The sequence below is a fragment of the Odoribacter sp. AF15-53 genome (assembly GCF_003479425.1).
GTDB lineage: Bacteria > Bacteroidota > Bacteroidia > Bacteroidales > Marinifilaceae > Butyricimonas.
The window spans coordinates 267231-281209 of sequence record NZ_QUHC01000005.1 but is presented as its reverse complement, the minus strand read 5'-3'; the positions used below and the strand labels follow the sequence as shown (position 1 = coordinate 281209).

At 46.3% G+C, this 13979-nt stretch carries 11 protein-coding genes and 1 tRNA gene; 6 read left to right on the top strand and 6 right to left on the bottom strand.

The annotated features are described in order from the left end of the window. Positions 1 to 32: 32 nt before the first annotated feature. The gene (locus DWW52_RS12710) at positions 33 to 1187 is read right to left on the bottom strand and encodes a FecR family protein (protein WP_118715886.1); all 1155 of its coding nucleotides are present in this window, start codon (positions 1185 to 1187) and stop codon (positions 33 to 35) included. Between the two features lie 117 nt (positions 1188 to 1304). Then, entirely contained in the window at positions 1305 to 1889 is a 585-nt protein-coding gene (locus tag DWW52_RS12705; RefSeq protein ID WP_233556896.1) for an RNA polymerase sigma factor, read from the bottom strand. A gap of 139 nt (positions 1890 to 2028) precedes the next feature. Between DWW52_RS12705 and DWW52_RS12700 the strand changes: the two genes are divergently transcribed. The 5 genes from DWW52_RS12700 to mutL all read left to right on the top strand — a co-directional run bounded on the left by DWW52_RS12700 (position 2029) and on the right by mutL (position 6766). Continuing rightward, positions 2029 to 2102 (top strand) — tRNA-Ala (locus DWW52_RS12700). Between the two features lie 557 nt (positions 2103 to 2659). Further along, on the top strand, positions 2660 to 3370 hold the full coding sequence (locus tag DWW52_RS12695; RefSeq protein WP_118715884.1) for a hypothetical protein: 711 nt from the start codon (positions 2660 to 2662) through the stop codon (positions 3368 to 3370). 88 nt (positions 3371 to 3458) lie between these two features. Beyond that, a complete protein-coding gene (locus DWW52_RS12690; RefSeq protein WP_118715883.1) occupies positions 3459 to 4553 on the top strand; it encodes a lysylphosphatidylglycerol synthase transmembrane domain-containing protein in 1095 nt (364 codons plus the stop codon). Between the two features lie 28 nt (positions 4554 to 4581). After that, a complete protein-coding gene (locus tag DWW52_RS12685) occupies positions 4582 to 4890 on the top strand; it encodes a hypothetical protein (protein ID WP_118715882.1) in 309 nt (102 codons plus the stop codon). A gap of 10 nt (positions 4891 to 4900) precedes the next feature. Further along, positions 4901 to 6766, top strand: coding sequence for a DNA mismatch repair endonuclease MutL (gene mutL, locus DWW52_RS12680; protein ID WP_118715881.1), 1866 nt, complete (start codon positions 4901 to 4903; stop codon positions 6764 to 6766). A gap of 36 nt (positions 6767 to 6802) precedes the next feature. On the opposite strand, the gene DWW52_RS12675 is transcribed toward mutL, so the two are convergent. After that, positions 6803 to 8152 carry a TlpA disulfide reductase family protein gene (locus tag DWW52_RS12675; protein ID WP_118715880.1) on the bottom strand — a complete coding sequence of 450 codons (1350 nt, stop codon included), beginning with the start codon at positions 8150 to 8152 and terminating at the stop codon, positions 6803 to 6805. A 150-nt stretch (positions 8153 to 8302) separates the two neighbouring features. Here DWW52_RS12675 and DWW52_RS12670 point away from each other — a divergent pair, with 150 nt between their 5' ends. Next, positions 8303 to 10585 carry an NADP-dependent malic enzyme gene (locus tag DWW52_RS12670; RefSeq protein WP_118715879.1) on the top strand — a complete coding sequence of 761 codons (2283 nt, stop codon included), beginning with the start codon at positions 8303 to 8305 and terminating at the stop codon, positions 10583 to 10585. Positions 10586 to 10769: 184 nt separating this feature from the next. On the opposite strand, the gene rpiB is transcribed toward DWW52_RS12670, so the two are convergent. From rpiB to DWW52_RS12655, 3 genes are all read right to left on the bottom strand, one after another. Continuing rightward, a complete protein-coding gene (gene rpiB / locus DWW52_RS12665) occupies positions 10770 to 11204 on the bottom strand; it encodes a ribose 5-phosphate isomerase B (RefSeq protein ID WP_118715878.1) in 435 nt (144 codons plus the stop codon). 110 nt (positions 11205 to 11314) lie between these two features. After that, positions 11315 to 12937, bottom strand: coding sequence for a hypothetical protein (locus tag DWW52_RS12660; RefSeq protein ID WP_118715877.1), 1623 nt, complete (start codon positions 12935 to 12937; stop codon positions 11315 to 11317). 4 nt (positions 12938 to 12941) lie between these two features. Continuing rightward, the gene (locus DWW52_RS12655; RefSeq protein WP_118715876.1) at positions 12942 to 13976 is read right to left on the bottom strand and encodes an HlyD family secretion protein; all 1035 of its coding nucleotides are present in this window, start codon (positions 13974 to 13976) and stop codon (positions 12942 to 12944) included. Positions 13977 to 13979 lie beyond the last annotated feature (3 nt).

Here is a 13979-nt window from a genome sequence, read left to right as displayed (position 1 = left end):
AAGACGGTATCTGCGCTAACAGATGCCGTTTTTTATAGTGAGGCATTCACCATTACCGTCCGGCCGGAGACGGTAAAGCGAACGTCCGTCGTTTTCTCAATCATATCCAAAGTCTGGCGAATAGTATTATCCCTCCACACTGCCCCCGTGAACTCGTAGACCTTCAACTCCTCGCTCGCCCAGAACACCTGCAAATCATACCAACGCTCCAATTGCACCAAAATCTCTTCCAATGGCATTTTCTCGAAATAAAAACGCCCGTTTACCCAAGAGACATAATCTTCCGCATTCACTTTCTTTACTTGCACTTCCCCGTGCGAGAGAATCGCCTGCTCGTCAGGCTTCAAAACAACAGATTCATCACCCAGGTATGCCCCCACTTTCACGCTGCCACTTACCAGAGTCGTGAACGACTTATCATTCCCCGGGTAAGCACTTATATTAAATTTCGTACCCAGCACCTCCACGATCGCATCATTAGCAACCACCCGGAAAGGAGCCGTCGAATCCCGCTGAACCTCGAAATATCCCTCTCCTTTCAAATATACCATCCGCTCCTTTCCCGTGAACGGCGAAGGGAAACGTAATTCGGAATCGGCGTTCAGCCGAACCCGCGTCCCGTCACTCAACACCAAGTTATATTCCCCGCCCCTGGGAACGATCACCGTTTGATAAGAAACCTCCGCATTTGCCGTTTCTTCTGCGTTACATATCAATGTACCCGAGGTATCAATGGCCAACAACTTCCCATCCTTCCCATGAATCGAATCTTTCGCCAAAGTGGACAACTCGATCCGTTTTCCCCCTTCCAGTAACAAAAACACCTTCCGGACAATCGTCGTGTCCGGCCTGCCAGCCTCCACCACCAAAGCAGGAACATTCCTCTCCTGCCGCATCAACAAGATGCAAGCCAGCAACAAGGGTAAAAGAAAAACAGCCGCGTATCTCACGTAACGCAACACCCGTTGCCGCGTGGACCTTCTAGCCAGTTCATCCTGAACTTCCCTCCAAATCTTCATTCGATCCGGTTGCAAACCCATCTTCCTCAACCGAAGTAATCGTCTTTTCACCGCATCCCGATCTTCACCCTTCAGTTCTTCCCGTAAGGCTTTCATATCCACCTCTTCCCCCTTTAACAAGAAACGCCGGATTAGACCATCTATACTATTTTCTCTCTCGTTTTCCATTTCTATCGCTTTACATCTTTATAACAAGATGAAGATAAAAACGAGTGAAAAGAAAATTTATTTTTTTTGAGAAATAATTTAACAGCCCGTTTCCAAACAGAAACAAACAACTGTATTTCAATGCAATAAAGCAATAAGAAGAATTATTATTTTTACAGGAACATTCAAATCATCCCGCAATTTTTTATACGCAAACCGAACTTGCGTCTTGACCGTGTTGATAGAAACTCCCAGTTTATCACACACCTCCGCATATTTCAACCCCTCCACGCAACTCAAAACAAAAATCTCCCGGCACTTCTCCGGCAACCGGTCAATGGCCTCCAGCAATTGACGTCGCAACTCCTCCAACTCATCAAGATTCTCCCAATCGAAAACCTCTTCCTCCGTGCTCAAAATTTCCTGCCGATACTTTTCTTCTACTTTGGCATGCACCTGTTGATTAATACAAATATTCCTCACGGATCGCTGCAAATAACCGTAAATTGAATCCGAGTACGAAATCTTTTCCCTCATCGTCCAAAAACGCACGAAAACCTCCTGCACCACATCTTCGGCAAACTCGACATCCTGGCAAAAACCTAGAGCATAGGCATACAAAGAATCAATATACGTTTTAAAAAAATATTCAAACGCATCCGAATCCCCTTTTTGCATCCGCTCAAAAATAATATTTTCATCCCCCTTCGCAGTAAATAACATCACCAATATATCATTATTGATCCTACACAGGAACATTTACACATTTTATATCAGCAAATGTATATAAAAAAGAACAACAACAAAATATCGCCCACATTTTTCACATTTGAATTATTTATATATATTTGTACCCGCAAACGGGGAATTAGCTCAGTTGGCTAGAGCGTTTGAATGGCATTCAAAAGGTCGTCGGTTCGATTCCGATATTCTCCACGCAATCCGCTTAAAACCAGTATTTTAAGCGGATTTTTTAATTCAGTTACGGATTTTCCAATTGAACCTCAGAGACCATTCTTATCTCTTTCGAGTTAAAGAATTCATTAATACAATATAAACGTGAAAAGATTAATTCTGAACAATCCCGAATTAGATCTTATCCTCTCTTGATATAATAGGTGCATCGACCATACGTAATTTTATTTCTTCTATATCCGCCGCCAACAATTTCATATCAAGCTCCATCATCCGAGAAAAGCATTCCTTCCCCCCCAAACAAGCCCTTACCAAAACTATACCAACGCTTACATCTCTTCCTTATCTCTTCGTTATCTTTTCGATATCTCTTCGTTGCTATATAGGAAACTTTAAGGATACTATAACGAAAAGATAACGAAGACATACAAGACTAACTATTTATTTACCCATGCTTTAAAGCAAATCAAACCCACCCGTAGACATCCCTGGAAATAACTCTCTTCTTTTATAAAAATTGCAAAATTTGGCATAAAATATGTTGCAACTAAACTCATCTAACCTTAAAACACAACATTATGGAAGTTATCGCAGCACGCACCATGAACACGCTCTACATGTACCTGGATGTCGCATTCTTGCTTTTCCTTGGGGCAACCCTGATTTACACGAAAAGATACCTCGCTATCCTTGTCGGACTATTGGCTGGAGTACTGTATTTCATCGTGGATTACGGCTACTTTTACCAGTTCTTGGGTACAAGAAGCGTCGAGGGAGCCAACCCGTTCTGGTTCCTCCTGTGGCTGAGTATGAGTTACGGTTTTACCAACTTCGTGTGGATATGGCTTTGGCTCGATCGCGACAAGCGGGCACTGGAGTGGTCCATACTCATCATCGCCTCCTGGTTCACGACCTCGTTGCTCAGTCAAACTTTCGGAACCGGATTCGACACGATATCCATTTCAAGAGGAACGGGAGCCTATCACGGGATCATGGCCCTCATCCTTTTCGTGGGATACGCCATACTTTGTATTCACAACATCAGAACAACAGATCCGGCCAAGAAGATCAACATCCCGTGGATACTCGCGATCGGGATACTCGTGCAGTTTGCCTGGGAATTCGTGCTTCTGATAACCGGAATACGTAACCCGAGTTTCATGACCATCGTGGTCAACTCACTCCTTGAAACCAACCTGGGATTACCCTACATGTATTTTATACACCGGGCCGTAAACAAGCGGTACAGCGAAGACCTCTCCCGCCATGAAATACAAATCAAGGCGTGAAAGACTCTCGCTCACTGAAAAAAAGGGCAACGGATACAACTCGTTACCCTTTTTTTCGTAAATTAGCCACGAACAAAAACTGGATTTTATGGAACAGGAGCGCAAAGAAGAGAACCAAAATCTGACAAAAAAGATTCGCCCGTACAAAATCATATATCCCATCATTATCGGGCTTGCAGTGGTCTCTTACATGCTATACAAGGAATTCGACCCAAAAGCATTTGACATGATTACCTTCACGTGGAATACCGTGTTCTGGTTATTCGTTGCCGTCCTGTGCATGGCCATTCGCGATTTCGGGTATATCGTCCGGATCAAAGTGCTTTCCGGCGACAAACTGACCTGGATTCAATCCATACGAATCATTTTCCTGTGGGAATTCACGTCGGCAGTCACCCCTTCCGCCATCGGGGGAACCAGCCTGGCGATCCTTTTCGTGCATAAAGAAGGCATCGGGGTGGGAAAAAGCTCGGCCATGGTCATGGCGACCTCCTTTCTGGATGAATTGTATTTCATTATCATGTTCCCTCTCATCCTCCTGTTTGTCAACCACCAAGCACTTTGGAATATGCCCGACACCACGAAAGCCGTGGCCGACGGGCTGATCCTTGTCGCCATCATCGGGTATTGCGTGAAATTAGTCTATCTCATCATATTAAGCTACGGACTCTTCAAAAATCCGCGGGGACTCAAATGGTTAATCATGAAATTATTCAAGTGGAGACTTCTGCGGAAATGGCGTCATGATGCCAACGAGGCGGGAACCGACATTATCCGGAATTCCCATGAATTAAAAAGCATGCCATTCGTGTTCTGGTTAAAAACATTCGGGGCAACCTTCTTCTCGTGGACAGCGCGTTACTGGGTGGTGAATGCTATTCTCGTGGCTTTTTGGTTCGGACGCTATGATTGGGCGCAACATTTTCTTATCTTTGCACGACAACTCGTCATGTGGATCATGATGCTGGTAAGCCCGACACCAGGTGGTAGCGGCTTCGCGGAATTCGTCTTCTCCAAGTACCTCGGGGAATTCCTTCCGAGTGCCGGGGTAGCCATAGCGATGGCCATTTTGTGGAGGCTCATCAGCTACTATCCCTACCTGTTTATCGGGGCATTTATCGTTCCGAAATGGATTGCCCGAAGCTTCGGCAAGACATCGAAGAAGACGAAAGTGAACAGTTAAAAATTTAACACATTAACGATTAGAGATCATGGGACTATTTAAACAACCGGAATACCGCCGTTTTGACCTGAAGCCCCGCTACTGGGACCCGGAGGCTGAGGCCAGAAAAGAACGGGAGAAACGCATCCGTGCCGAGCTAGGCTTGAAGGAAGACGGGGATGAATACATTCCCGATGTCAGGGCCGGATTACAAAGAGAATACGCGAAACGTAAAGGAGAACGCACCGGGCTACGGTTGGGTTACTCTACGCGTCTTTTCATGATTCTCATCATTTTGTTATTAGCAGCCTTCTACCTGGTAGCTTACAAGTTGGAGGTTATCATGAAATTCTTCTAAGGAACCCGGTATGGCAGACGTTATTCAATTATTACCCGACTCGGTAGCAAACCAGATCGCGGCAGGAGAGGTAGTGCAACGCCCGGCTTCTGTCGTGAAAGAATTAATGGAAAATGCCATTGATGCAGGCGCGACGAAAGTACAGGTAATCCTGAAAAACGCGGGGAAAGGATTCATTCAAGTCATTGATGACGGGAAAGGAATGTCCCCAAGAGACTCCCGCATGGCTTTTGAACGACATGCCACATCCAAAATATCCAGCGCACAAGATTTATTCAATATCCGTACCATGGGATTTCGCGGAGAAGCACTGGCTTCCATCGCTTCCGTGGCGGAAGTGGAACTACGCACGAAGCGGGAGGAAGACGAGTTGGGAACTTACCTGTTCGTGGCTGATTCCGAGTTGAAAAACCAAGAGAATATCAACTGTTCCCGGGGAACAAACATGATGGTCAAGAACCTGTTTTACACGATTCCCGCCCGGCGGAAATTCTTGAAATCGGACACCACCGAACTCCGTAATATCACCACGGAATTCCTGCGCGTGGCCCTTACCACCCCGGAAATAGCGTTCACGTTGACAAATAACGGGAACGAGATATACAATTTACCGGCCTCCGGGCTACGCCAACGAATCGTGAATGCTTTCGGCAAAACGATTAACACCAAACTACTTCCCGTGAACTGCGAGACCGGGATTGTCACGATCAACGGTTTCGTGTGTATCCCGCAACATGCCCGCAAGACTTACGGGGAACAATATTTTTTCGTGAACAACCGGTTCATGAAACACAATTTTTTCCATAAAGCCGTGACGGAAGCATACGCGGGATTAATCAGTGCAGACATGATTCCCTCGTATTTCCTGTATTTCACGGTAGACCCGGCAATCATAGATGTCAATATCCACCCGACGAAAACGGAGATCAAATTCCAGGACGAAAGCGCTATTTTCCAAATCATACTGGCCAGCGTGAAAGAAGCCTTGGGTAAATTCAACGTGACGCCGACGATAGATTTCGACACGGAAGACAAAGTCGATTTCACGCTACCGGAGACCCCGATCCTTCCGAAAGTCCCGAAAGTGAGCTACAACCCTCACTACAATCCGTTTAACTACTCCTCTTCGATCTCGAAAGAAGATTCCGATTTCGAGCAATCAAGAGACAATAGCATTCACAGGCACTCGGAACCCCGACACAAAGAACAGGTTCCCGCCAACTGGGATGTCCTTTTCGCAGGCTTGGAAGATAAGCCCGAAGAAGTACAAACGGAAATTCCTGAAATGGCCGAAAAACAAGAAGATCACGAGGGAATTATCTCTTTCGTGCAGATGAAAGGTCGGTTTATCGTAACCCCCGTTCATTCCGGCCTCATGTTTATAGACCAAAAACGGGCACACGAGCGGGTGCTGTTTGAGCGCTACCTCGAAACACTCTCACATCAACAGATCAGCGGTCAGAAAAGCCTCTTCCCCGAAACGCTGGAACTCTCGGCAGAGGATTTCATGCTTGTCAAAGAAATCATGAACGATCTGGCCATGCTGGGTTTTGAACTGGGAGAATTCGGCAAAAATTGCTATGCCGTGTACGCCACCCCTTCCGACCTGTCAACCTCCAGGGGAAAAGAAGTATTGATAAGCCTTATAGAGCATTACAAAAACACGGAAGGTTCCATTCGGGACAAAATGAGGGAACGTATCGCCCTCTCGCTGGCAAAAGCAGCATCGTTGGATTATAACACCTCCTTGGATAAACAGGAAATGAGTGATTTATTCGACAATTTATTCGCTTGCAAACACCCGAACTACACGGCAGACGGCAAAACGATTATCCACATTCTTAAAAACGAGGATGTAACCCAATGGTTCAAATAACCCCGGATCAAGTTAAAAACAATTTTCAAGTAAGATTCAATTTTCTTTCAGATACTCCCGCAAGATTTTAACCGTTTCGGGACTTGACGGACGGGACATATCCGAGTTGATAATACGCCCATCCGGGGCGATCAGTATAAACCGGGGGATACCCCGGATCATATAAAAATCCATGAAAGAACGATCACTCCCCATGTACAACTGCACCTCTCCCTTGGGATTCTCCCGAACTCGCTTTTCCCAGACGGCCCGATCGTTATCACAAGAAACAGCCACGAAAACAATGTTATCATCGGCAAACTGTTTTTCCAGTTTTTCCCACGCGATATTCTCATAACGACAAGGTACGCCCCACGTGGTCCACACGTTGATAAAAAGATATTTCCCCCGGAAATCCTCCAGTTTAACCGCCTGTCCGGCAATATCGGTAAACATGAAATTATAAGCCGGCTTACCGGGTACAATCTTCATGCAACGATCGTAACACTCCTGAAAACGCTTACGCAACGCGGGATCTTTCACGTGAAGATCATAAATTTTCAATATATCATCCGTGTGCTCGTCAATTCCCGCACCAAGCAAATAAGAGTAGATGTAACGATCGACCAGGAACTCCCTCAACGTCCGGTTTGTCAAATGATTCGCGACGTAATCCAATTGCGCAATCAATTGCTTGTAAGCATCGAATTCCTGCAAATGGTACGTGCTAATTAATGATACCAACGAAGCCATGCCCTCTTGATATTCTTTGAGAACTAACAATTTTTCATCTTCCTTGATCAAATTCTTGATGCACGACAGGTAAACCGTGTCCGGCTGGTAATCTTTATTTCCCGTACTCCACGCGTGATACAACGGGTAATTCTCCAGTGCCCTGTAAGTGGAATACTTGATCCGGTTCCGTTCCATTTCCGTGAACGCGGCATCAAAGCCCATGGTATCCAGGAAATGAACCCGTTCCTGAATCTGTCCTCTCAATTGCTCCAGAAATTCTGTACCGTCCAATTCGTAATCAAAAGAGAGATTTTTCATAATCTGGCTATTCAGATACCTGTTTTTGGGCGCCCCGTTCCCCTCGAAACGGACATTTCCCCTGGCATTATCCCCGTATATAAATATATTCAAGTCATTTCCTTCTTCGATAAACAAAGGGATACGATCTTTCCCGTATTTTAACGTCCCGTATCCATGCTCGCCCTGTTCCAAGGTAACTTTGGCATACCCCGCCTCGTTCACGTCAATATTCCGTTCTACCCCGTTAACCGTCAACTCCGGTTTATCCCCGGAAGCCCCGACAAGATTAAATTCCACAACAGTTCTACGGGTATCACAACACCACATCAATAATATTAGAATCAATATTATGCCTCCAAATTTTCCCATCATATAGCGCACCTTTTTTCCAATTTGCTAAAATAATCATAACTTCTTTTAACCTGCGTTAATATTTAAACTTTAACATTTTCTTAACGTTAGACACCTTGTTATTTAAATCAAGTCTAAATAGATTTACAATCCTTTAAAACGATCAAGAAAATGAACAACATGGACAAAAAACAAGCCTTGCATTATCACGCTATGGGACGCCCCGGAAAGATCGAAGTCGTTCCGACAAAACCACATAGCACACAATATGACCTCTCGTTAGCCTACTCGCCGGGAGTTGCCGAACCCTGTCTGGAAATTCAGAAGAATCAGACAGACGCTTACAAATACACGGCCAAAAGTAACCTGGTTGCCGTGATCTCGAACGGGACAGCCGTGCTCGGACTCGGCGACATCGGGGCATTATCCGGGAAACCGGTCATGGAAGGAAAAGGATTACTTTTCAAGATTTTCGCCGATATTGATGTTTTCGACATCGAGGTGGACACGAAAAACGTGGATAAATTCATCGAAACGATCAAGATGATCGCACCAACTTTCGGGGGAATAAACCTGGAAGACATCAAGGCCCCGGAATGTTTTGAAATTGAACGTCGTCTGAAAGAGGAACTGGATATCCCCGTGATGCACGACGACCAGCACGGGACGGCTATTATCTCGGCAGCCGGACTATTGAACGCCCTCGAAATCAACGGGAAAAAGATTGATTCGATCCGTGTCGTTGTTAACGGGGCCGGGGCCGCCGCCATTTCCTGCGCCCGCCTTTACAAAGCTCTAGGCGTGAAGAAAGAAAACATGCTTATGTGTGACAGCAAAGGCGTGATCTACACGGGAAGAGCCGGACTCAACGCAGAGAAAGAGGAATTTGCCGTTGAGACATCCGCACGCACATTACCTGAAGCACTCGTGGGAGCCGATATGTTCCTGGGACTTTCCGTTGCCGACATTCTAACCGAGGAAATGATTCAAAGCATGGCAAAAGACCCAATCGTGTTCGCGCTGGCCAACCCGAACCCGGAAATCGGTTATGACAAGGCCATACATAGCCGCCCGGATATCATTTTCGCTACCGGACGCTCCGACTATCCCAACCAGATCAACAACGTTCTCGGATTCCCGTACATTTTCCGCGGAGCACTGGATGTTCAGGCACGGGGGATTAACGAAGAAATGAAACTGGCCGCCACTTACGCGCTGGCCGAACTCACGAAAGAACCCGTGCCGGAAAACGTGAAGATGGCCTACAATGACCCGTCACTTGCCTTCGGGCGGGATTATATTATCCCGAAACCATTGGACACCCGCTTGATCAGCCGTATCGCCCCGGCTGTTGCCAAGGCTGCCATGGAATCAGGTGTTGCCCGTAAAGACATCGAGGATTGGGATGCCTATCGCGACCAACTGGAAAAGAGGATGGGACAGGATGAAAGACTGATGCGTCGCATGACCCGGAAGGCGAAAACCAATCCCAAACGGATCGTGTTCGCAGAAGGGGCAGACATAAAAACGCTGATGGCCGTACAGGAAATTCTTTCGGAACAAATCGCTCATCCCATACTCATCGGTACGAAAAAAGAGATCGAAGCCCTTCAAAAGCAATATAAACTGGAACTACCCGAACTCACCATTTTCGACCCGGCTAAAGAGGCGAAGAAGATCAATCAATACACCCAAGCTTATTACGAGAAAAGACAGCGTAAGGGGATTATTCTGGAACAAGCCAAAGAGTTAATGAAAAACCCGAACTTCATCGGGCTAATGATGGTAGAATCCGGGGATGCCGACGGGTTTATTTCCGGCATACACTCCAATTACCACGACGTTCTCCGGGCTGCCAAGGATATTATCGGCCTGAGAGCTTGTTGCAAATACGCCGTGGGAATGCACATCGTGACTAACAAAAAGGGAACATATTTCCTGGCCGACACGACCGTCAACAGCCACCCGTCAGCCGACACGCTCGAATGCGTGACCGTTTTAACCTATGAAGCCGTGAAACAATTCAATGTTGAACCCGTTGTCGCCCTGACATCATACTCCAATTTCGGGGAATACCGTCTGGGAAGCCCGGCACAAATACAGGAAGCCGTGGATACATTACATCGCAAATATCCTGAAATCTTGGTTGACGGTGAAATGTCCGCTTCTATTGCCTTCAACACGGAACTGAGACAAGCCCGTTTTCCTTTCTCCCCGTTGGCAAACAAGGATGTAAACACGATCATCTTCCCGAACCTCAGTTCCGGAAGTATCGCTTTGGGCGTGTTGCAAGAACTCGGAAACAACGAAATCATCGGTCCCGTCCTGTTAGGATTGAACAAACCCGTACATATATTACAAATGGGATGTAGTGTGAGAGATATCGTTTACATGACCACCCTAGCCGTGACGGATGCACAAAAGGAGATGCCGGTGGATATGTGTCGAATCTGACGATTCGAGTTTATAAAGTTTATAAGGTTCATAAGGTTTATAAAGTTTGTGGACCCCCGCGGGGCGCTTTGTATACGGCAGCAGAAGCTGCCGTTAACTTTGTCCGAAGGACACCCGTAATCTTATAACTTTATAAACTTTATGAACCTTACAAACTTTACAAACTTTATAAACCCAAGAGTTTTTATTCCCTCACCGGAATTTTATCAATCCTTCTCTGGTGACGCCCTCCCTCGAAATCCGTGGCCAAGAATGTATCCACAATATTCTGAGCCTCTTCGTAAGCAATGAAGCGGGCGGGCAGACCGACCACATTAGCATTATTGTGTTGACGAGCTAAAGCGGCAATCTCCATATTCCAGCATAAAGCACAACGTATTCCCTGGTGTTTGTTGGCTGTCATTGAAATACCGTTACCACTCCCGCAAATAGCAATTCCTTTCTCGTACTCTCCCGATTCAACGGCAGAAGCCATCGGATGAGCCGTATCCGGATAATCCATACTCTCGGCAGAAAATGCTCCGAAATCTTTTACCTCATGACCTTTTTCACGAAGATATTTCACTAATCGTTCCTTATACTCGTAACCGGCATGGTCACATGCTATCGCTATTTTCATCTTTATAAAAATTATAGCTGTCCAAACAGCATTAGTTATACATTTCTACATACAAAGGTAATACAATTGTCTATTACGAGGGTCATTCCGACAGAAATTATCACTAGTAATCACAATTTACGCCCCTCCAGCGGCAAACGTCTCGCGGCAAATATCCGGTCAATTCGAAGTTCATGTTTAATCAAACGACGAATCGTGCTGAACTTGGGATGAATGATATTCCCCATCCGCAAACTACTTTCCTTCAATATAAATATCAACAGACAAAACAGTGCCAGCAAGACCAACCAACCAAAAATCTCCTTCATAGAAACCATCATTGCCTGTTGCCGCACGATGCCATACAACTGGGGTAAAGGGATTCCCGCGGCCGCAGCATGCACGTCATCAAGCTCGCCACTCAACAACATCGTATTTTTTGTCACCACGACATTCAATATCCGTCCCAAAAGCGCGTTACCGATCACGCCACCCAAAGTTGCACTTACAAGCGTTTGAGTGGTAACCGCGTGAAAGAAAATACGAAAAGGCACACTTCCCGACAGAGCCGTCAGGAAACAGATCGCCACGACCACATATCCCATACCTCGCAAGAAAACAGGCAAATACAACGCTTCTTTGGGAAGATTATAATCCAGATGAAAATAAAACACAAGCAGATAAGCGGTAACACACGACATGGCAAAAACCAACATCCGCTTATATCCCCATTTACGGAGAGCAAAAGTATAATACGTGAAAATAGCCCCGGCAACGATCCCTAGCAACACAATCCAATTCAACGAAATCAAATGCAGGGCATCGTATTTCAGAATCCCCTCCATGTAAATATGCTCCAACACGTGCTGGGGAGCCAACAGGAAATCAATGACAATATAAAGCACGAACGTCAACCACATCGGCCGATACGTCCAAATCGACAAGTCAAGATAAGGATGCCGGATGACTAACGCCCTTGATATATTAAGCAAAAGAGAAACCACCGCTATAAACGAAGCCATCCGGATATGGGGAGAGGAAAACCAATCATAATGCTCGCCATACACGCCCACGAACACGATCGCCAACACGGTTATCCCCCAGAGAGCCCCACCGAGCCAATCAATCCCGTAAAGAGGCAAATATTTCATCAAACGATCGTCACGAAACCCTATCAGCACGAAAACAAGCACACCAAGCAGTAGCGCGATAACGAACCAATGCATGTACTGCCAGTTAATCCACGTGGCGATATGCACGGTCGTCAGCCCGGAAAGCTGAATACAGGCATTTACCATGAGAAAAATGTAACAGAAGAATATCGACAAATCCCGCTTGGGTGTAATCCAAAGCTGTAGAGACGAATTACATTCAAACGTCCCCCACATACGGAAAAATCCCGCGATAAAACTCACGCCGACCAACACCACCACGTTCCCGGTATTCAGGCAAATCAAATTAGCAAGGACGATAACAACCGCACAAACCGATAACGACGTGCGCGGCGGGAAGCGGAATTTAAGCCTGAACAGGATGGCAAAAGAGAGAGCCATACTTACCATGGAGGCGTAACCGGCCATCATGATATCTTCCTGTTTCAAGGCAAGCGCTCCCCCCATCTCGCTAACTGCCGCCAGATACACGCCGCCTGAAAATTGGAAAACAACGGCGATAAGAATTATAATCCAGGGACGAAGTTTTTCCGGGACGAAATCACGCATGAAAGCTAACGAAAACTTATTATGATCATCCATATCATCAATAATTTACAAAACATTGAACATTCATCCCGGCACGAAGACGACGAAGTGCTTGGGGATCGTTCTCTTCCGTAAATTCAATTTTCACGGGTATACGTTGTTCCACCTTGACAAAATTCCCTGCCGAATTATCCTGCGGCAAAAGTGAGAGAGAAGCCCCCGTGGCTTGGGATACAGAACGCACAACCCCTTTGAAGGTGACATCGGGCAAGGCATCAACCTGAATATCGACAGCGTGATCCGGGACAATATGAAGCGTCTGCGTCTCCTTATAATTAGCCACGATCCATTTGTCATTCTCGTCAATCACGTTCAATAACGTTTGCCCGGGTTGCACGAGTTGCCCCTCCTGAATATTCTTCCGTCCGGTAATTCCGTCACACGGGGCAATAATCACCGTGTACGAAAGATTCAACCGGGCAAGGGCAAGAGCCGCCTCGGCAAGTTTTATGCCCGCTTCGGTTTGCTCCAGACGCCGGGTTTGTTCCAAAGTAACCAGCGAAGCGGACTTTTTCTGCCGGGAAAGCAACTCGAACCTCGCCTTTGCCGCCAGGTAGGCGGTTTCCATTTTGTCATATTGCTGGCGGGTTACCGCATCCTGTCCCAAAAGATTCTTAAATCTCTTGTAATCACGTTCCGCGTTATCCAACAAGATCTTCGCCTCCTGAAGACTTGCATCCGAAACGGCAACATTGTTCTGGGTCGTGCTCACCCCGGTAGAAACGACATGCTTTCCCGAAATAGCATTCTGATAGTCGGCTTCTGCCTGAGCCAACCGGAGAACAAACTCGGCATCCTCGATTAATGCCAGCGTATCCCCCTTACGGACCTGCTGGTATTCATCGAAATAAACTTTCTTGATAAAACCCTGTACTCGGCTATTTACAGGCACGATATGCTGACGCACTTGCGCATTATCCGTGTATTCGACCGTCCCGAAATGAAAGAAACGGGAGCACACCCCGACAAACGCAATCAGTATGACAATGACAACAATCGTGTTCGAAATGATTCTTCTAGTTCTTCTATTCATAAT

What these genes read in the sequence shown, in the direction of transcription:
- DWW52_RS12710 (WP_118715886.1), bottom strand. Translation starts at nt 1,187, where the DNA reads ATGGAAAACGAGAGAGAAAATAGTATAGATGGTCTAATCCGGCGTTTC.
- DWW52_RS12705 (WP_233556896.1), bottom strand. Translation starts at nt 1,889, where the DNA reads ATGTTATTTACTGCGAAGGGGGATGAAAATATTATTTTTGAGCGGATG.
- DWW52_RS12695 (WP_118715884.1), top strand. Translation starts at nt 2,660, where the DNA reads ATGGAAGTTATCGCAGCACGCACCATGAACACGCTCTACATGTACCTG.
- DWW52_RS12690 (WP_118715883.1), top strand. Translation starts at nt 3,459, where the DNA reads ATGGAACAGGAGCGCAAAGAAGAGAACCAAAATCTGACAAAAAAGATT.
- DWW52_RS12685 (WP_118715882.1), top strand. Translation starts at nt 4,582, where the DNA reads ATGGGACTATTTAAACAACCGGAATACCGCCGTTTTGACCTGAAGCCC.
- mutL (WP_118715881.1), top strand. Translation starts at nt 4,901, where the DNA reads ATGGCAGACGTTATTCAATTATTACCCGACTCGGTAGCAAACCAGATC.
- DWW52_RS12675 (WP_118715880.1), bottom strand. Translation starts at nt 8,152, where the DNA reads ATGATGGGAAAATTTGGAGGCATAATATTGATTCTAATATTATTGATG.
- DWW52_RS12670 (WP_118715879.1), top strand. Translation starts at nt 8,303, where the DNA reads ATGAACAACATGGACAAAAAACAAGCCTTGCATTATCACGCTATGGGA.
- rpiB (WP_118715878.1), bottom strand. Translation starts at nt 11,204, where the DNA reads ATGAAAATAGCGATAGCATGTGACCATGCCGGTTACGAGTATAAGGAA.
- DWW52_RS12660 (WP_118715877.1), bottom strand. Translation starts at nt 12,937, where the DNA reads ATGGATGATCATAATAAGTTTTCGTTAGCTTTCATGCGTGATTTCGTC.
- DWW52_RS12655 (WP_118715876.1), bottom strand. Translation starts at nt 13,976, where the DNA reads ATGAATAGAAGAACTAGAAGAATCATTTCGAACACGATTGTTGTCATT.